At 32.4% G+C, this 18,004-nt stretch carries 16 protein-coding genes and 5 tRNA genes; 2 read left to right on the plus strand and 19 right to left on the minus strand.

Going from position 1 to position 18,004, the window contains the following annotated elements; genetic code table 11:
• Nucleotides 1-3: 3 nt before the first annotated feature.
• The 4 genes from K337_RS0115490 to K337_RS0115505 form a co-directional block, all read right to left on the minus strand.
• Complete coding sequence (locus K337_RS0115490; RefSeq protein ID WP_028857405.1) at nucleotides 4-555, minus strand: sugar O-acetyltransferase; 552 nt, start codon at nucleotides 553-555, stop codon at nucleotides 4-6.
• Between the two features lie 125 nt (nucleotides 556-680).
• On the minus strand, nucleotides 681-1,910 hold the full coding sequence (locus tag K337_RS0115495; RefSeq protein ID WP_028857406.1) for a mechanosensitive ion channel family protein: 1,230 nt from the start codon (nucleotides 1,908-1,910) through the stop codon (nucleotides 681-683).
• Between the two features lie 36 nt (nucleotides 1,911-1,946).
• The gene (locus K337_RS0115500; RefSeq protein ID WP_028857407.1) at nucleotides 1,947-2,915 is read right to left on the minus strand and encodes an NADH:flavin oxidoreductase; all 969 of its coding nucleotides are present in this window, start codon (nucleotides 2,913-2,915) and stop codon (nucleotides 1,947-1,949) included.
• Nucleotides 2,916-2,933: 18 nt separating this feature from the next.
• Nucleotides 2,934-3,683 (minus strand): HAD family hydrolase, encoded by a 750-nt coding sequence (locus tag K337_RS0115505; RefSeq protein WP_028857408.1) that lies wholly within the window; start codon nucleotides 3,681-3,683, stop codon nucleotides 2,934-2,936.
• Nucleotides 3,684-3,910: 227 nt separating this feature from the next.
• Between K337_RS0115505 and trhA the strand changes: the two genes are divergently transcribed.
• Nucleotides 3,911-4,543 carry a PAQR family membrane homeostasis protein TrhA gene (trhA, locus tag K337_RS0115510; protein ID WP_028857409.1) on the plus strand — a complete coding sequence of 211 codons (633 nt, stop codon included), beginning with the start codon at nucleotides 3,911-3,913 and terminating at the stop codon, nucleotides 4,541-4,543.
• Nucleotides 4,544-4,626: 83 nt separating this feature from the next.
• Here trhA and K337_RS0115515 read toward each other — a convergent pair whose 3' ends face one another.
• From K337_RS0115515 to K337_RS18780, 10 genes are all read right to left on the minus strand, one after another.
• Nucleotides 4,627-5,952 (minus strand): sensor histidine kinase, encoded by a 1,326-nt coding sequence (locus K337_RS0115515; protein ID WP_169712896.1) that lies wholly within the window; start codon nucleotides 5,950-5,952, stop codon nucleotides 4,627-4,629.
• Nucleotides 5,953-6,020: 68 nt separating this feature from the next.
• Nucleotides 6,021-6,689 (minus strand): response regulator, encoded by a 669-nt coding sequence (locus K337_RS0115520; protein WP_028857411.1) that lies wholly within the window; start codon nucleotides 6,687-6,689, stop codon nucleotides 6,021-6,023.
• Between the two features lie 43 nt (nucleotides 6,690-6,732).
• A complete protein-coding gene (locus K337_RS0115525; protein ID WP_028857412.1) occupies nucleotides 6,733-8,022 on the minus strand; it encodes a M18 family aminopeptidase in 1,290 nt (429 codons plus the stop codon).
• 85 nt (nucleotides 8,023-8,107) lie between these two features.
• On the minus strand, nucleotides 8,108-9,232 hold the full coding sequence (gene dinB / locus K337_RS0115530; RefSeq protein ID WP_028857413.1) for a DNA polymerase IV: 1,125 nt from the start codon (nucleotides 9,230-9,232) through the stop codon (nucleotides 8,108-8,110).
• Nucleotides 9,233-9,344: 112 nt separating this feature from the next.
• Nucleotides 9,345-9,842 (minus strand): anaerobic ribonucleoside-triphosphate reductase activating protein, encoded by a 498-nt coding sequence (gene nrdG, locus K337_RS0115535; protein WP_028857414.1) that lies wholly within the window; start codon nucleotides 9,840-9,842, stop codon nucleotides 9,345-9,347.
• A 258-nt stretch (nucleotides 9,843-10,100) separates the two neighbouring features.
• Nucleotides 10,101-11,483: a KAP family P-loop NTPase fold protein gene (locus K337_RS19420; RefSeq protein WP_051251832.1), complete on the minus strand. Its 1,383-nt coding sequence runs from the start codon at nucleotides 11,481-11,483 to the stop codon at nucleotides 10,101-10,103.
• A gap of 127 nt (nucleotides 11,484-11,610) precedes the next feature.
• On the minus strand, nucleotides 11,611-13,956 hold the full coding sequence (locus K337_RS0115545) for an anaerobic ribonucleoside triphosphate reductase (RefSeq protein ID WP_028857415.1): 2,346 nt from the start codon (nucleotides 13,954-13,956) through the stop codon (nucleotides 11,611-11,613).
• Nucleotides 13,957-14,157: 201 nt separating this feature from the next.
• Entirely contained in the window at nucleotides 14,158-14,934 is a 777-nt protein-coding gene (locus K337_RS0115550) for a MetQ/NlpA family ABC transporter substrate-binding protein (protein WP_028857416.1), read from the minus strand.
• A complete protein-coding gene (locus K337_RS0115555) occupies nucleotides 14,894-15,505 on the minus strand; it encodes a TetR/AcrR family transcriptional regulator (protein ID WP_028857417.1) in 612 nt (203 codons plus the stop codon). The genes K337_RS0115550 and K337_RS0115555 overlap by 41 nt, the downstream gene beginning before the upstream one ends.
• Entirely contained in the window at nucleotides 15,474-16,739 is a 1,266-nt protein-coding gene (locus K337_RS18780; RefSeq protein WP_051251833.1) for an FtsW/RodA/SpoVE family cell cycle protein, read from the minus strand. The genes K337_RS0115555 and K337_RS18780 overlap by 32 nt, the downstream gene beginning before the upstream one ends.
• A 127-nt stretch (nucleotides 16,740-16,866) precedes the next feature.
• On the opposite strand from K337_RS18780, the gene K337_RS0115565 reads away from it, so the two are divergent.
• Nucleotides 16,867-17,418 (plus strand): GNAT family N-acetyltransferase, encoded by a 552-nt coding sequence (locus tag K337_RS0115565; protein ID WP_028857418.1) that lies wholly within the window; start codon nucleotides 16,867-16,869, stop codon nucleotides 17,416-17,418.
• Nucleotides 17,419-17,464: 46 nt separating this feature from the next.
• Here the strand turns inward: K337_RS0115565 and K337_RS0115570 are convergent.
• From K337_RS0115570 to K337_RS0115590, 5 genes are all read right to left on the minus strand, one after another.
• A tRNA-Met gene (locus tag K337_RS0115570) sits at nucleotides 17,465-17,541 on the minus strand.
• A 46-nt stretch (nucleotides 17,542-17,587) separates the two neighbouring features.
• Nucleotides 17,588-17,664: transfer RNA gene (locus K337_RS0115575), tRNA-Met, on the minus strand.
• Between the two features lie 46 nt (nucleotides 17,665-17,710).
• Nucleotides 17,711-17,787 (minus strand) — tRNA-Met (locus K337_RS0115580).
• A gap of 23 nt (nucleotides 17,788-17,810) precedes the next feature.
• Nucleotides 17,811-17,886: transfer RNA gene (locus tag K337_RS0115585), tRNA-Gly, on the minus strand.
• 24 nt (nucleotides 17,887-17,910) lie between these two features.
• Nucleotides 17,911-17,987: transfer RNA gene (locus K337_RS0115590), tRNA-Met, on the minus strand.
• Nucleotides 17,988-18,004 lie beyond the last annotated feature (17 nt).

Raw genomic sequence — 18,004 nt, forward strand, 5'->3', positions numbered from 1 at the left:
ACTTTATATTTTTTTTATGATTTTACAAGGATTCCCTCCAGCAAACACATTTTCCGGAAGATCTTTGGTTACGACACTTCCTGCTCCTATAGTGGTATTCTTCCCAATGGTTACACCTGGTAGAAGGATAGCTCCTCCTCCAATCCAAACATTGTCACCTATTGTTATGGGTTTAGAAGATTCCAGCCCTTTTACCCTCTCTTTGGCATCTAATGGATGTGTTGCTGTATACACCTGGACATTTGGTCCAAACATCACATTGTCACCAATGATTACTCTATTTACATCCAATATAGTGCATGAAAAATTGGCATAAAAGTTTTTTCCTATCTCTATATTATACCCATAGTCACAATAAAATGGAGGTTCTATTTTTATCCCACCCTTTACAACAACTAATCTTTTCAGGATTTCTTTTCTTTCCTCTTCTTCTATTGGTTTGGTAGAATTATACTCAGAAATTAACATCCTTGCCATAAGCCTATCATCCATCAGATTCTGATCTCCAGAAAAATATAACTCCCCAGCCAGCATCTTTTCTTTTTCACTCTTCATACATCTTCTCCTCTATTACTTAAATTAGTTTAATTATTGATAACTATAAAACAATTTTTTCAGTTTAAGTATACTACATTTACCATCTAAAACAATTTTTTATCAAAAAAAGAGGCCTCAGCCTCTTATTTCCTTAACATCCTCAGATCATTCCCCGTAGGATTTTGAAATACTGCCAGATCAAATGCATGGATTGTCGGTATGAGATGTTCAAAGAGATCCGATTGAATCCCTTCATACTCCTGCCATACAATAGTTTTGGCAAAACAGTATATCTCAAGGGGAATCCCCTGAAATGTAGGTTCTTGCTGCCTAACTAATAGAGTTAAATTTTGATTGATATATGGACTACTTTTTAGATATAGTTCTACATAAGCTCTGAACATTCCAATATTTGTAAGTCTTCTACCGTTGATAGGAGTAGACATAATATTTTTATCCCTATTGGAATCATCTATCTCCCTTTCCTTCTTTTCAATATAATCCTTTAAAAGGTCTATTTTTTTATACTCTTTAACTTCTTCCAAAGATAAAAATTTTACACTATTACTGTCTAAAAATATAGATCTTTTTATCCTTCTGCTTCCTGTAGACTGCATTCCCTTCCAATTTCGAAAAGAGTTGCTGACAAGGGCATAACTGGGAATAGTTGTAATAGTCTTATCAAAATTTTGAACCTTTACATTGGTTAGATTGATCTCTATAACATCTCCATCAGCCAGTTGATTCGGCATCTCGATCCAGTCTCCTATCCCGACCATATTGTTAGCCGCTAATTGAATACTGGCAACAAACCCCAAAATAGCATCTTTGAAAATCAACATAATCACAGCTGTCATTGCACCTATCCCACTTAAAATTTTAAGGGGTGATTTATCCATAATTATTCCTACAGATATTGTCGCAGCTACAACCACTAAAAATAAACTCATAACCTGGAGGTAACTCTTAATAGGTCGCCTTTTAGAAATACTGTATGTACTATAAATATCACTGAATACCGACAAAATCCCATTTGCAATAAGGGTAAATATTATTACCATCCCAATATCTATAGTCTTTTCAAAAAAAGATTTAAAAAAATTTAATTTTCTTATCATAATTTCAAAAACAATTAACGGTACTAAAGCATTCAAATACTTAAAAACATTATTTTCAATTAAAAAGTCATCCCATTTGGTTTCACTTTTTTCAATCAATTTAATCAAATGGTTTTTTATTATGTAGCTTGTAATATAATGCATAATGATAGCTATTATTAAGGTGAGTACCATTATTATCCCTACAATAAAAATCCTTTGATAATGTCCGCTTACATTTAAATATTCAGTGATTGTATTATAAAATTCATTCATAGCATTTCTCCTATTTTTTTTACTGTTAAGTCTAACTTATAAGAGTTTTCCCCCTGTATTTTTCCTAAACCTATATTTTTTTTTAGCCCAAGAGATCCAGTGGGGTCTAGATATCATGGCTCTTCCAACAGCCACTAAATCTACCAGGTTATTTTCAATTAAATAACTGGCTTCAACTTCTTTTTTAATAGCTCTTACAGCTATTACAGGTGTTTTAACATGTTTTTTTATCTCTACTCCCAGATATACTACCCAGTCCAGAGGAAAGTCTGATGGCATATCTACCTTCCTATCCTGCTTGAACGCAGGGTCAGGGACTCCACTAGATACATGGATTAGATCCACCCCTGCTTTTTCAACTTCTTTTGCAATATAGATTCCCTCTTCTAAGGTAGGCTCATTTCCTCCTATCCTAATCCCCAAAATAAAGTTGTCATCAAAAATATCCTTTGTTCTCTTTATCAATTCACGGGTAAAATAAAGTCTCTCACCGTACTTATCTGTCCTTTTATTCCAAAGTTTAGAATGAAGCTGAGATATAAGGTAAGTATGTGCTCCATGGATCTCTATCCCATCAAATCCACATTTTTTTGCCCTGTGAAAAGCTGAGATAAATTCTTCTAAGATTTCATCTAGTTTTTCCTCAGATACAGTAGCTATCTCATCCTTAAAACCAGCATGGTGCAGCTGGATAAGGGTAGGGGTTTTATGCTTCCTGCATATATCTGCTACCTTAGTCAGACCTTCTATAAAGGTATCGTCCCATATTCCGATTTGATTATCCCTTAATTTCCCATCTTTGGCAACACAACAGGCTTCCAAGATGATCATCCCGACTCCTCCAAGAGCAATATCCTCATACCATTTCACCAATTCATCGGTAACATGTCCATCCTTACCAATAAGGCTAAACCTTACCATAGGCGGTAAAACTACCCTGTTTTTAAGCGTTATTCCCTTTATCTTAAATTCCGTAAACAGATCCACTTTTTCTTTCATTTCCATATCTTTCTCCTAATTTTTTTATTCCTCTTCCCATTCCTCAATAAATGAGCACTCATATATATCTACATTTGAATTAAGTTTATAAATTACATCTTTTCTTTCTACAATAATTTGAATTTTTTCCTTTAAACTTTCATTCTCCTGGATATTCTTTAAAAGACCCTTAGCCGGATTTATTGTAATTGGATGTCCCACTGATTTCATCATAGTAAGGTCACCATTGGTGTCTCCATAAGCATAAGATTCATCTAGATGTATATCATATTTTTCTACAAATTCATCTATAGCTCTCTGTTTGCTGACAGAATCCCACATAGGTGTAGTTTCACCGGTAAATTTTTCCCCGTCATAGTGGTAGATAGTCCCGCAGTAATCATCTGCACCATATTTTTTAGCCATCTTAGATACTAAAAATTCCGGACTTCCAGATATAAATATAACTTTATGTCCCTGAGCTTTATGCCATTTTATCCTATCTCTAGTATATTTATATACTCTTCCTGCCTTTACATCCATTACCTGGTTAGCAACAAACTCATTTTGTTCCACCGTTATATTTTGAATAGCTTCTACATAACTCTCTACCAGACCTAGAAGATATGCATCATAGCCCCCTTCTCTCATGTCCCACTGGGTATAGAGGTCTTTCACCTTATTTTCCCACTGTCTAGGGTCTATCAACTCATATTTTATCAACCTTTTAAAATGCTCTGTTAAAAGAGAATCTCTGTATATAGTTCCATCAATATCAAAAAATGCTGCTTTCATAATCTCCTCCTTTTATTCCACTAGTATACTTAGCATTATAACATAATTTTATTTATATCCTACTTTTTCTTTTAATCCAGCCCATTCTTAACTTGTTATTAAAGTAGAGTTTTAAATAGATTTTTTCTATAATTAAATTTAATTAATAATATGAGAATTAAACTCCTATATGTGTTACAATATAAATATAAAAACAAGTGTTATTTTGAAGTGTTAAAGGAGGAAAAATGAAGGTTATTAATCCATATTCAAAATTAGAGGAATACATGAGCTCAATAACTCATCTGTTAGGAGCTGGGATGGCGATAAGCGGCTTAGCTTTTTTAATTATCCATGCTGTAAAAGTGGGAGGAGTAAAGCAGATTATAGGCTTTAGTATCTTCGGTCTTTCAGCCATATTTTTATATCTTATGTCGGGAATATACCATATCCTTCCCATGGGAAAATATAGAAAAATTTTTAAAATATTAGATCATTCAGCTATCTATGTACTTATATCCGGATCATATACACCATTTTTATTGATATTAGGGGGAATTACAGGCTGGGTAATCTTGGTTATTCAATGGACTCTAACTAGTTTAGGAGTTTTATTTAAAATTAAATTTGCAGGTAAATTTCAATTACTATCCACTCTGATCTATTTATTTATGGGATGGATGATAGTTTTTGTCTTCGGAAATTTAAAGAGTAGTTTAAACTCTGTGTCACTGACCCTATTGATAGTCGGAGGTATTTCTTATTCTGTAGGAGCGATCTTTTACTCCATGAAAAAAGTTAAATACACTCATGTTATATGGCACTTTTTTGTCATTGCAGGAACCACTCTTCACTATTTGTCTATCTATAATTCCATATAAATATTTAATAAATATATTCATATAAAAAAGAGGCTCCCAGTAAAATCCGGGAAGCCTCTTTTTTATATAGTTAATCTTATCTTTTATTTAAATTTCGGCAGATATACCGTAAATGAACTCCCTACTCCTTCTGTACTCTCTATTTCCAGCGTTCCTTTATGTACTTCTACTAGATGAGATACAATAGATAGGCCCAGTCCTGAACCAGATTTTTTAGTAGTTCTAACCTTATCTTCCCTAAAAAATCTTTCTGTTATTTTCTTTAAATTATTCTTTTTAATCCCAATCCCTGTATCTGAGATCCGAATCCCAATTTTGTCTTGAGTCATAAAAGAGGTAACTTTAATCTCTCCTCCAGTCTTATTATATTTAATAGCATTGGAGATTATGTTTAAAAATACATCCCTAAGCAACGATTCATCACCCAAAATTTCCCTCTCATGATCTTTTAAGGCACACTTTAAGGTTATCTCTTTTTCTAGAGTGAGAACATCCATAAATTCACATAATTCCATGGTCATCCTTTCAACATTTACAGGTCTGAAATGCTCCTCCAATGCTTCTGGATTTTTAGTAAAGATTAATAATTTCTGGATGATACTGTTTAACCAGTTGACTTCATCCAATACTTTCCCTAAATCCTCCTGGTACTCCTCTATAGTCCTCTCATTGCTAAGTTCCACTTCTATCATACTTCTTATAGACATTATAGGTGTCTTCAATTCATGACTGACATTATCTGTAAATTCACTTATCTGAATAAAACTATTTTCCACCCTGTCTAGCATAGAGTTCAGGGTGGATATCAAATTAGCTATACTCTTATTTGTACATGTAGTTTCAATCCTTTCAGATAAATTTTTAACTTTAATGTCATTAGTCGACTTAGTTATCTCATCTATTCCTACCAAAAGGGTATCAACTATATTGTTGGTATTATAGTAGTTCCAAACTATAGCCAAAATACTTATTATAGCAAAGGTTATGGTCAGCCACGAAAGGTAGAGCTTTACATCTGATATATCTCTAATAAGAGCATAGATGTACGGTTTCTCTCCATTGGTAAAATTCCCTATGAGGAGTCTTTTGTTTTCAACTGTAGCATATAAATTTTTCTTCAAATCTATATTTTTTATAAGCTTTGTCAAAGCCTTTGAATTACTGAAAAGAAATGAATCATCGCTTATTTCCACATATACAGGTTTTTTAGCTTCTGCATCTATTACTACCATATCTAAACGTACAGGGAGAAGATCCAGGTAATCTATCATGGTATTAGCTTCAAAGATTACCCCTTCCTCCTTTAGAAGATATTGAAATACCGCAGCTTCAGTAGCTAACTCTTTATCCACATAGTTCTTGAATAGACTTGAAGTTAAGAAAAAGACTCCTGTAAAGATAATACCCAAGGCAATAAAGTTCCGAACACTACTCTTAACCAAAGTTACAAATATTAAATTATTTTTTTTAAATTTAGTTAATCTTTTAATATATACCCCACTCCTCTAACAGTATGGATTAATTTTTTATCAAATGCTTTGTCAATTTTTTTTCTTAAATGATTTATATATACATCTACTACATTTGTATCGGAGATAAAGTTGATATTCCATACTTTTTCCGTTATCATCATACGAGTTAAAACAGTATTTTTATTCTCTATAAAATACTCCAAAAGATTAAATTCTCTAGTTGTCAGCTCTATTACCTGGTCATCTCTAGAAACAATTCTCTTTACTAAGTCCATCTTTAGGTTTTGGGCTGTTAAAATATTGTCGTTCCCCTCGCTATTTCTTCTGAATATAGCTCTTATTCTAGCTAACAGCTCAGAAAAAGCGAATGGTTTTACTAAATAATCGTCTGCTCCTGCATCTAACCCCACAACTTTATCCTGGATTTGATCCTTTGCTGATATAAGGATTATATGAGTACTGTCTTTTTGTTTTTTAAGATATTTCACCACTTCTATCCCACTCTTTTTAGGAATCATGATATCAAGTAATATTAAACTATAGTCGTAATTTGTAGCATAACTTATAGCATCTTCCCCATTATCTACAGTATCTACATCGTATCCTGCTTCTAAAAGTCCCTTGCTTATATAGTCCGATATCTGTTTTTCATCTTCTACTAATAATATTTTCATTCTTTCACTCCTCTGTATACCCTCAACAAATCAAATATTTGTATTAAAGGGAATAATAATTTTTAAGTAACTTTTTTAAATTCATAAGATCTTGCACACCACATAGTTCACGAATGGAATGCATTCCAATCATTGCTAACCCTAAATCTACAGCATTTATATCTAGATGTGTCGAAGAAATCGGCCCTATTGTAGACCCTCCTGGTGTATCTGATCTATTTACAAAGTATTGATATGGAATCCCATTAGGTTCTAATATTTGTTTTACTACAGCCAATGAATGCGCATCTGAAGTATAAGATTGATTAGCAGTAACTTTAAGTGCCACACCATGATTCATCTTAGGTCTTATAATTGGATCTGTCTTTTGATTTTGAGCTGGATGAACTGCATGAGCCCCGTCTACAGAAAGCATAAATGAATTTGATAGTGCACAAAAGAACTCCTCTCTATCTAGTCCTAAAGATAGAGATATCCTATCTAGAGCATTTAAAAGCATATTTGAGTCCGCTCCCTGCTTCGTACTACTTCCTACCTCTTCATTATCAAAACAAGCTAATATATTTACTCCATTAAAGTCTTTAGCTTCGATAAAAGCATCTAAACCAACATAGAGCGCTCCTAAATTATCTATTTTGGCAGCAGAGATCATCTCTTCATTTAATCCTACAAGAGTTCCCTTCTCAAATTCATAAAGATATAGGTCGAAATCTAAAATATCAGCTATATCAATATTATTTTCTTCAGCAATTATTTTCAATAAGAAATTTTCTTTTTCTAACTCCTCATTTACCAATGTTAAGATAGGTAGAGTATCGTTTTGTTTGTTCAATTCAACCCCTTTATTAACCTCTCTATTTTGGTGGATTGCAAGGTTTGGGATGATTAAACATGGCTTGTCTATATTCACTAAGACTGTTTTAGGTTTGAAAACATTTTCTGATTTCATAACTACCCTTCCTGCAATACTTAGAGGTCTGTCTAGCCATGTATTCAAAATAGGCCCCCCATATACCTCTGTATTCAATCTAAGGTATGAATCTCCTACCATCTCTGGATTAGGTTTTATCCTAAACCCTGGAGAATCTGTATGATTTCCTGATATTTTAAATCCACATTCATTTAACTTTCCATTTCCAATAGAGAATGCAATCAATGAAGAATGATTTTTTTTGAAGAAATATTTCCCATCGGCCTCTAGATTCCATTTTTCAGATTCGAAGATCTCTTTGTATCCATTGTCCATCAATATATCCGCAGTATTTTTTACTGCATGAAATACAGATTTTGAAGAGTGGGAAAAGTTAATAAAGTCATTTGCAAGTTTTTTCATTTTATTCCTCCTAAAATTATATATATTTATACTTATTTTATCCTTAATATTAGTTATACAATATTATTCATGAAATTAAAATATCTTAATTCTTAAAATTATTAATTTTATCTTTTAATTCTTGTATTTTTCTTTCCTTCTTTATTTCCCCTACATCTTTAAAAGACAATTGATACTCCTTATTTTCACTCAAATTCCCTAGATTTACCCCCAATAATTTTATTTTATTTTCTAAATTAATCTCCTCGAATAGCTCAACCATCAACTTTTTTAAATTTTCTATACTTTGAGTGGATATATAGATACTTTTAGATCTGGTGATAGTTTTTCTATCCAAATACCTCACCTTTAAAGTCAGAGTTTTGGTATGAAATTTCTGCTGTTTCAACCTCTTATGAGTTTTTACCAACAGATTTAAAAATTCAGACCATATAAATTCCCTGTCTTCTAAGGGAGTCGAATAAGTTCTCTCATTACTGATAGAATGTGTTTTAGATTCTATAGATACTTTCCTATTGTCAATCCCCCTGCAATATTCATATATCATCTCACCTCTGTTATATCCCAATATACTCCTAAGTTCCTGCAGTGACATTTTTAAAACATCCGATACCTGTGTAATACTTTTCCGACCTAAGATCTCCTGGGTTTTCTTTCCTACCCCCGGTATGAGTTTTACCCCTTTATCCGACATAAAATCAGCAAATTCACCTAGATTTTTGATAAATGTTACTCCTCCAGGTTTTTTAGCATCACTGGCTAATTTTGCACTGAGTTTGTTATATCCTATACCAATAGAACATGTCAATCCCGTGTTTTTTAATATGCCCCTTTGAAATTTATCGGCAAAGATTTCATAGGATGGGTAGTTTTTTATAATCTCTGTAATATCTACAAATCCTTCATCCAAAGCTATAAACTCTACCTTGTTGGTCAATTTTAAAACCAAGTTTTTTATCTGTTTTGAAACTCTGCTATACTTTTCTTTATCAACTTTCAGATATATCCCATAGGGGCAGAGTCCCCTGGCTTTCGTTACACTCATTGCAGAATGTAAGCCGTATTTTCTGGCTTCATAGTTACAAGTAGTTATAACACTGGTTCCTACAATTACAGGTTTACCACTAAGATTAGGCTGATCCCTTATCTCTATAGATGCATAAAATGCGTCCATATCGTAGTGAAGGATAACTCTTTTACTTTTTTTCATACCCTTTCCTCCTGCTCAACACTATAAAATTATTGATAAATATAGAAATATTATAACATATGACCGGTTACAATGGAAATATACAAAAAAAACACCTGTAATAGGTGTTTTTTTAAAATTCTAAGGTAATTATTTGATCATTCTCCAAACTTTCCCTTATGTCTATAATTCTTTGGTTACTGCTGCCTCTAAAATATAAATCTGGATCATAGTCAGCTTTTTGAAATTTACCATCGACCAATACGTCAATATAGTCCAAACATTCCCTCATGGTAGGATCTTTCAATAGAGTTTCAAAGGTATACCCGGTATAAGACCATATGTTTTTATGAGTTCTGGCTTTTATCTCCTTTAGAAACTCTAAAAGTTCTGCCGGATTAAAAAATGGATCTCCTCCAGAGAGAGTTATCCCATCTAACATATAGTTAGAATTTATCTCTTCCACTATTTCATCCATATATTCCTCATCTAAGGCTCTTCCTATGTCACCCTTCCACGTATCATGGTTATGACACCCTTCACAGTAGTGGGTGCATCCAGAGAAGTATATGGAGTATCTAAATCCGAATCCATCGGAGATTGTTTCTTTAAATATTTTTATTATCTTCAATTTTATTCCTTCTTTCTTCTTATTTTTGTCATAAAATTTATAAATTAACTTTTATAACATTTAGCGTTTTAGTCTCCTTAATTTCTGATACTTTCTCTTGAAAAAAAGTATCCAAAGTTCAAGACTGTATAAAAATTACTATTCCATAATCAAAGGAATTTGAAAGAATCGAAACTCGCTTCGCTCAAACAGTCGAATATCTTTCTAAATCTCTTTTTCCTATTTCATTTGCATAATTTTTATAATGTCATTTCTTAGTTAAAAATTATTTATAAATTCAATATGATCTTTAATTATAAAACGTTCACTATTGAAAAGCATATTCATCGGTAATCTATTTCCTCTAGTCATTAATCCATCTTTAATTGTAAAATCAACAAATTCTATTTTTTTAACTCCATTACAGTTTTCATTTATCACTTTTAACATTTTTAATATTTCATTTTGAGATATTCTTTTTTCAAAAATCAGCCATTTTAAACTTTTTTCAAAATTTTCAAAATTATTATTTTGAAGTGGATCGTTAAATCCTTTAGAAGTTGATGTATAACTTGAATACCTTGATAAAACTTTCGATTTACCGCTAACTAACTCTTTATAAAGTTCATTATATTTTTGATTCAGACAAATAAAATATCCATATACCATCCAATAAATATCAATTGAATCACACATTTCATCTGTTCCTACTTTATGATATTCCAATTTAGATAGTGGTAATATTAGCTTAATTCTGTAAAATAACTTTTCTAAATCCCTTAAACTTATATCTTCCATTTTTGCAAAATTACTTATAACTTTCCAAAAATGCTTGGTATTTTCCATATTCTCGTCTAAATTATGTTTTTCCATTAGATACTTTAAATAATTTTCTTTACTTGGATTAGGTAGCGAATAGTCTAAATCTATAAATCTCCTCAAATAACCTTCTGAATCCATTCCGCTTCCATAAATTGTAGATACAGAATGAGATAGTTGCTCTTTGTCTAAAGATAAAACATATATATAATCATCTACTCCAAATAAATGCTTTATCTTCTCTAAGGTTTCAATGGCGTAGTCAGGTCTGCACCTATCCAATTCGTCTATAAAGAAAATAACTTTTTCTACTCCGAGTTTTTCTTTAATCTTAGTTAGATCTTCTTTTATTCTTTCTTTTAAATCCTTATACTCTTTATAATTATTAAAAAGACCTCTTTTTTTCGTCCCATCTAGCTCCTTATAGAGTTCTTTTGGATTAATTATTCCTAGAGTCATAAAATTAACAACACTGCTTGCAATATTCCCTGTAACTTTTTTTAAATCTTCTTTATCTACATCCTTATTGGAATTATCTAAATATTTATCTAATTCTCCAATCAACGATAAAAGAACATTTCCATAAAAATCATTTTCCCAAGCATTAAAGTGGATTGTAAAAATCTTATCTGATTTTTCTAACTCTAGTTTTTTCTGCCACATCTTAATAAAAGTAGTCTTTCCAGTACCCCAAGGTGAATCTATTCCGAGAACAAAACTTCCCTTCCCCCCTAGATTTTCAATAATCTTAGTCAAATTATCTGCTATGGGTTCCCTTTCAAGTTTACAGTTTTTAAATAAATATTCCATATCATCTGATTTCTCAAGTATTAGATTAGACATTAAATCACCCCTATAGTCTAAACTAAAGAGGGAATTATCAAAATTCCCTCTCTACAATAAATATTTTACCTCTTCCACTATCCCTTCTCCTAATCTAGGAGAAGGCTAGGATGAGGTCTAGGTTTTTCTAGTTATGTTTTACTCTATCTTGCTCTTCAGCTTGCTTATATGAGTTCCAACCATCTAAATCTCCAGTTAAGTAACCTGTGATTCTTCTAGTTCTAGATATTTCCTTACTTCCACATACAGGACAAGTACACTCTATTATCCCCTTGTGTCCACATAATCTACATCTGTCTACAGGATGGTTGATAGATCCATATCCAATTCCCTCTTTTTGCATAGCTTTTACGATTTTCATAATAGCCATTACATTCTTTTTAGCTTCTCCATCTAACTCTACATAAGTGATATGTCCACCACGAGTAAGTTCATGGAATGGAGCTTCTCTCTTTATTTTTTCGATAGAAGAGATGTTTTCTTTAACATCTACATGGAATGAATTGATATAATAATCTCTGTCATTTACCCCTTCAATAACTCCAAACTTCTCACAATCTATCTTTGTAAATCTTCCAGATAACCCTTCAGCAGGAGTTGCTAATGCTGAGAAGTTTAAGTTGTGTTCCTTACTCTTTTCTGTAGCAATATCCTTCATATCCGATACAGCCTTATACAGCGTGTTATACGCCTTATCGTTCTTTCCATGACCTTCACCATAGAGAGCCATCATTGCGTTATGCCCACCGATAAATCCTATACCTAGTGTTCCTGAGGCAAATGTATCTCTAACGTCATCGTTAGGACCTAAGTTTTGCCCTCCATCCCAAATACCATTTTCCATCATAAATGGAAATTGTCTAGCTACTGCTGACCCTTGGAATTCAAATCTGTCTTTTAATTGAGACGCTACAAAGTAAGACATCTCCTTTACATTTTCATGGAATAACTCTACCGCTAGTGTTTCTACTTCTGATGAGTCTGCTCCTAATCTTTCTATAGCTTCCTTTCTAGCTTTAATAGCTAGTCTAGGCATGTTGATAGATGTAAATGATACATTTCCACGACCAATAGAAGTTTTGTCTCCTCTGACATTTTCAAATACTCTCGTTCTACATCCCATTGTAGCTACTTCATATAAGTATCTATCAGGGTCATTTATATCCCACTTCTCATGGAAGTTAAATGGTGTATCTAAGAATACAAAGTTAGGGAATAATCTCTTTGAAGTAACTTCACATGCTCTGATAAAAAGATCAAAGTTAGGAGTTTCAAATTCTAATTCTCCCTTAGATGCTTTTGCCCAGTTATTTACAGCTAATTCAAAGTCTTTTTCAGAGAAAGATATTCCTGTCTTCACTTTGAATATTTGAATAGGGAATACAGGTGTCTCAGAATCTCCTAACCCCTCTTCAGTAGCTTTGAATAGTTCCTCTATAACCATTCTACCCTCAGGAGAGAAATCAGTACCATAGTTGATAGAACTAAAGACTACCTGGTTTCCACCTCTAGAATGCATTGTGTTTAAGTTATGGATAAATCCTTCCATAGCTTGATGTGTTTCATTCTTCGTATCTGCATAGGCAATTTTAATTAATTTCTCGACAGTTTTCATGTCCATACCTAATTTTTCAGATAGTGTATTTTTAATCTCCTCACTGACAGATATAGTAGTGATAGAGTTATTTATAATCTCTTTTAATTCCTTGTTTTTATTCTCAATATAGTCTGCATCTAAAAATGTCAATGATCTATATCTAAGATGTCTTCTAAATGATTTCAATACTCCTGGAGCCATGAAAAAGTCAAATGCCGGTATAGCTTGTCCTCCATGCTGCTCGTTTTGGTTTGTTTGAAATATTATAGTTGCTAGTGTAGCATATGTTGAGATAGATTTAGGTTCACGGATCTTTCCATGTTTTGACTTAAATCCTTTTGAAAATAATTTTTTCAAATCATACTGCACACACGTAGAAGTTTTTGTAGGATAGTAATCTAAATCATGGATATGAATATCCCCGGCCATATGAGCACTTGAATATTCAGGATTTAATAGATATTTATGTGTATAATCCTTTGTTGTTTCACTTGCAAATGTCATCATTTGACCAGCAGGAGTATCTCCAGCCATATTTGCATTTTCATTATTTATATTATTTTTTTCCACAGTAACTATACCGTCGAAAGATTTTTTTATAGTTGTTCTCTTGTGTCTCTCTATATTCCTCATATCTCTATACAAGATATAGTTTTTAGCCATATCTGGATATGTTTTCATCAATTCTTTTTCTACAAGATCTTGTATCTCTTCTACCTTTAAATCTTTATTTAAATCTACGATTTTATTTACAACTTCCAATGCAAATTTTGTGCTAACATCCTCTTTAGAAGCAATAGCCGCCTTGTTTATAGCACAAACTATCTTATTTGCATCAAAGTTAACTTTTTGTCCATCTCTCTTAACTACTTTCATCAAACACCACTCCACTATATTTAGTTGATTCCGATAAAAATATTACCACATATAGTAGAAACTGTCTAATTCATTTTTCAAGATATAGGTATATAAAATTTATATATTTAGGTTTAAGATTGATAAATAAGGGGTTGAAAAAGATAAAAAAACATAAAAAAATTCTTACTTGACATTGGATTTTTTTGTTTTATGAAAATTTTAAAAAAAACTTACATTATTTCCATATTTTTCTAGAATAAATAATTTAGTTTCTTTACTTTGAATCAGCTTAGAAAATCGAACAACTTTTTTGTTTTCAAGCATTTCTTCCCTAGAAGCTATTATATTTATATATTTTTTATTGAAGTCTTCTAAAAATAATGAATCTATTTCTGGAGTGTATCCTACACTAAAAGCCATTCCACCATTTAGGATCACATAATCAGCAACTTCTAAAAACCTAGGCAGTATAGAAGCATCTACACCTACAATCTCTATTTTAAATGGATTCGAAAGAATTCTGTCTATTGTGATTTGTTTTCTATGATCTAGTTTTATAAGTCCCATCTTCTCTAAAAAAATCAACGACCTTTTCTTGTTAGAGGGATCATTAGGAACAGCTATGATATCTCCTGCCACCATACTTTTGATAGTGCTATGTTTATCGGAATAAATTCCTATAGGCTCTGTATAGGTCTCTCCTATGGACTCAAGAGAACTATCATTTAAGTCATTATATGAATTTAAATAATCTAAGGTCTGAAAGATATTAACATCAATTTTTTCATCTAAAAGCTCTCTATTTAAATTCTTATTCTTTTCATACCTGACCAGTTCTATATCCAGGGTTTTATCCTGTTCCATTATGAAATTCACTAATTCAGCATTAAAATCCGAACTCACTCCTATTTTTAAAGGAGCAGAAAATAAAGACAAACTAAGGAGAAAGAACAAACTAATCCTTTGTATAAAAACTGACTTCTTTAAATTTATCACTTATACCACTCCTAAAAAAACAATCAAATTTAATTAAATAGTTTCTCAATAATTTTTCATTGTTACTGTATTTTTTACATATATCAATGATACTGGTAATAGCTGATTTCATTAAGATCATAATGAAATCTTCATCAATATTTCCATATTCAACACTACTTTCCCTCTTATATTCCAGATATTTCTTTCCTCTGATCTCTACCAGTTCCTCTAAAAAATTCTCATATTTCGTTCCTGAAGAAGCGTCGAAGAGGATAGAAAATTCCATAGGCTTAGAAGTAGCCAGGTTTATATAGTTATTTAAAAAGTTTTTCGGTCTTTGATCACACTCAGAAGATACTCTCTCTAATTTCTCATGGATATGATTATATTTAAGACTTGAGTAGAGTTCAAATACTATTTCATCAAAAAGTACTTCTTTATTTTGATAATATCGATATATATTACCGATAGGAACTTTAGATTTTTTGGATATATCTTTCATAGTTGCTCCCCTATATCCTTTCTCTTTAAATACTTCCATAGCTCCTTGATAGATCTTATTCTGAACCTCTTTCTTCTTGATTTGCATCTTTTGTTCCCTCCTTTAAAGAGTGCTTATTAATATTATAAAGTACACCAATAGAAAACAGGGTGGTCCACAGAGAAGTCCCCCCATAGCTCATAAGAGGCAGCGGTATCCCCGTAACCGGCATAAGTCCTGTAACTACATATACATTCATTATTATTTGGCTGAATAAGTAACCTGTAATTCCAATGGCTAAGTACTTACCAAAATGATCTTTTGTTGATTTTGCAATGGTTATTCCAATCTGCAAGATAATTATATAGGTTAAAAACATGATGGCAACTCCTACAAATCCCCACTCCTCTCCTACCGAGGCCATTATAAAATCCGTATGAATTTCTGGAAGATAACTATATTTCTGTGTTCCATTCCCTAATCCCTTACCAATAAGCCCACCATTTCCTACAGCGATCAGAGACTGTTTTATTTGATACCCATCTCCATTGTCATAATCATCATATATTACACCGTTTACATAGGCTCTTATCCTCCTGTTTCTATAGGAAGTATCATCTCCTAAAAAATATGCGTAACTACCATAGGTAACTCCTATCACAACAATTACAGCAATAAATTTAAAAATATGTTTTAGCTCTATATCTGAAAAAAATATCATTATAAATGAGATCGCTATATAGTGAAGTGCAGTTCCAAGGTCTCTTTGAAAAAAAACAGATAGAACAAAGAACATTACAAATGGAAATATAGTTAAGATTACATCCATATCTTTATATTTCCTCTTCTTACAGGCATTAAGTCCCTTGGCTATCAAGATAATATATGCAATTTTTAATAGTTCTGACGGCTGAAGCCTGATAATTTTAAAATCTATCCAACGTCTACTTCCATTAATGATTGGAACTATAGAGTTTATTCCAAAAGCTGTTCCTATAGCAACAACTCCAAATAAAATAAATGTAAGTATGACGATCAATTTAATCGCCTGTTTTTTTTCATACCATCTATAATTGATCCCTAATCCCATAAATAAAGGGATTATTCCAGCTAAAAGAAATAAAAACTGTCTCTTCACAAAAAAATACTCTGTTTTATAAAATCTCATAGAGGTATAAAAACTTGCACTGGCTATATTTAAAAGACTGAATATCGCCAACCCTAAAGTAGCTATGATCAATATCCATCCTCTGACCTTAACAAATGAATCTATGGACCTGTCTCCTATTTTTTCCTCTATCTCAGAATCTTGTCCATACAAACTTTGATTTTTTATCTTCATAAATTTCCTCCTAAAATACACCTTCAATAATGTATTTTACATTATACCTTATAAAAAACTAGAAGAAAACAAAAAAAAAGTGCTATATTTAATTGTAAGCTAAAAAATAAAAAATTTGGAGGGTTTTATGAAAGCAGATAATATTCGAAAAGCTAAAAAAGAGGACAAAGTTGTAGATCTCATTATGAGTGCAGCAGGGGAGATATTCCTACCTATGGATCCATCTTTTAAAAACGAAAAAGCAAGGGAGGTATGCAAATTTTTATTTCAAAGTGAATATAATAAATTAAGTTTTGAAAATTGTTTTGTCTATGAAAAAAATAATACTATTATGGGAATGGTCATCGTCTACGATCAAAACTTAGAGATAAGTTTGGGAGAAAATCAGAGTTCTATATTATTAGAGGAATATAATGTGGATGTAAATTTTCCAATCGAAGGGATCAAGAACTCTTATTATATAGATAGTATCGCTGTAGGAGATAAGTACCAAGGACAAGGAATAGGCAAGTCCCTCCTGCAGTTTATCACCGATAAATTTAACCCTTGTGGATTAATTGTAGATGTAGAAAAAACATCTGCAAGATCACTCTATGAAAAAATGGGGTTCAAAATTTTAAATAATATCGACCTCTTTGGAAATCATTACTATCAGATGAAAACAAACGAAAAAATATAAAGATATATAAAAAAACCAGCTTTTAAAAGCTGGTTTGTATTTTAATTGGTGGCGGGAGCAAGATTTGAACTTACGACCTTCGGGTTATGAGCCCGACGAGCTACCAGGCTGCTCTATCCCGCGACATGGATTTCTTTTAACTTTAGTATAATCTGGTTTATGTTTTTGTTGGTGGCGGGAGCAAGATTTGAACTTACGACCTTCGGGTTATGAGCCCGACGAGCTACCAGGCTGCTCTATCCCGCGACATGGATTTCTTTTAACTTTAGTATAATCTAGTTTATGTTTTTGTTGGTGGCGGGAGCAAGATTTGAACTTACGACCTTCGGGTTATGAGCCCGACGAGCTACCAGACTGCTCTATCCCGCGACATGGATTTCTTTTTTAATCTTTGGAGCGGGAAACCAGGTTCGAACTGGCGACATTCAGCTTGGAAGGCTGACGCTCTACCAACTGAGCTATTCCCGCAACATATATGGTTATTCAATTTTTTGGTGGCGGGAGCAAGATTTGAACTTACGACCTTCGGGTTATGAGCCCGACGAGCTACCAGGCTGCTCTATCCCGCGGCATGGATTTCTTTTAA

This window comes from Psychrilyobacter atlanticus DSM 19335 (genome assembly GCF_000426625.1).
Taxonomy (GTDB): Bacteria; Fusobacteriota; Fusobacteriia; order Fusobacteriales; family Fusobacteriaceae; genus Psychrilyobacter; species Psychrilyobacter atlanticus.

Coding starts and splice junctions, on each gene's coding strand:
- K337_RS0115490 (WP_028857405.1), bottom strand. CDS start 555: ATGAAGAGTGAAAAAGAAAAGATGCTGGCTGGGGAGTTATATTTTTCT.
- K337_RS0115495 (WP_028857406.1), bottom strand. CDS start 1,910: ATGAATGAATTTTATAATACAATCACTGAATATTTAAATGTAAGCGGA.
- K337_RS0115500 (WP_028857407.1), bottom strand. CDS start 2,915: ATGGAAATGAAAGAAAAAGTGGATCTGTTTACGGAATTTAAGATAAAG.
- K337_RS0115505 (WP_028857408.1), bottom strand. CDS start 3,683: ATGAAAGCAGCATTTTTTGATATTGATGGAACTATATACAGAGATTCT.
- trhA (WP_028857409.1), top strand. CDS start 3,911: ATGAAGGTTATTAATCCATATTCAAAATTAGAGGAATACATGAGCTCA.
- K337_RS0115520 (WP_028857411.1), bottom strand. CDS start 6,689: ATGAAAATATTATTAGTAGAAGATGAAAAACAGATATCGGACTATATA.
- K337_RS0115525 (WP_028857412.1), bottom strand. CDS start 8,022: ATGAAAAAACTTGCAAATGACTTTATTAACTTTTCCCACTCTTCAAAA.
- dinB (WP_028857413.1), bottom strand. CDS start 9,232: ATGAAAAAAAGTAAAAGAGTTATCCTTCACTACGATATGGACGCATTT.
- K337_RS19420 (WP_051251832.1), bottom strand. CDS start 11,483: ATGTCTAATCTAATACTTGAGAAATCAGATGATATGGAATATTTATTT.
- K337_RS0115545 (WP_028857415.1), bottom strand. CDS start 13,956: ATGAAAGTAGTTAAGAGAGATGGACAAAAAGTTAACTTTGATGCAAAT.
- K337_RS0115555 (WP_028857417.1), bottom strand. CDS start 15,505: ATGCAAATCAAGAAGAAAGAGGTTCAGAATAAGATCTATCAAGGAGCT.
- K337_RS18780 (WP_051251833.1), bottom strand. CDS start 16,739: ATGAAGATAAAAAATCAAAGTTTGTATGGACAAGATTCTGAGATAGAG.
- K337_RS0115565 (WP_028857418.1), top strand. CDS start 16,867: ATGAAAGCAGATAATATTCGAAAAGCTAAAAAAGAGGACAAAGTTGTA.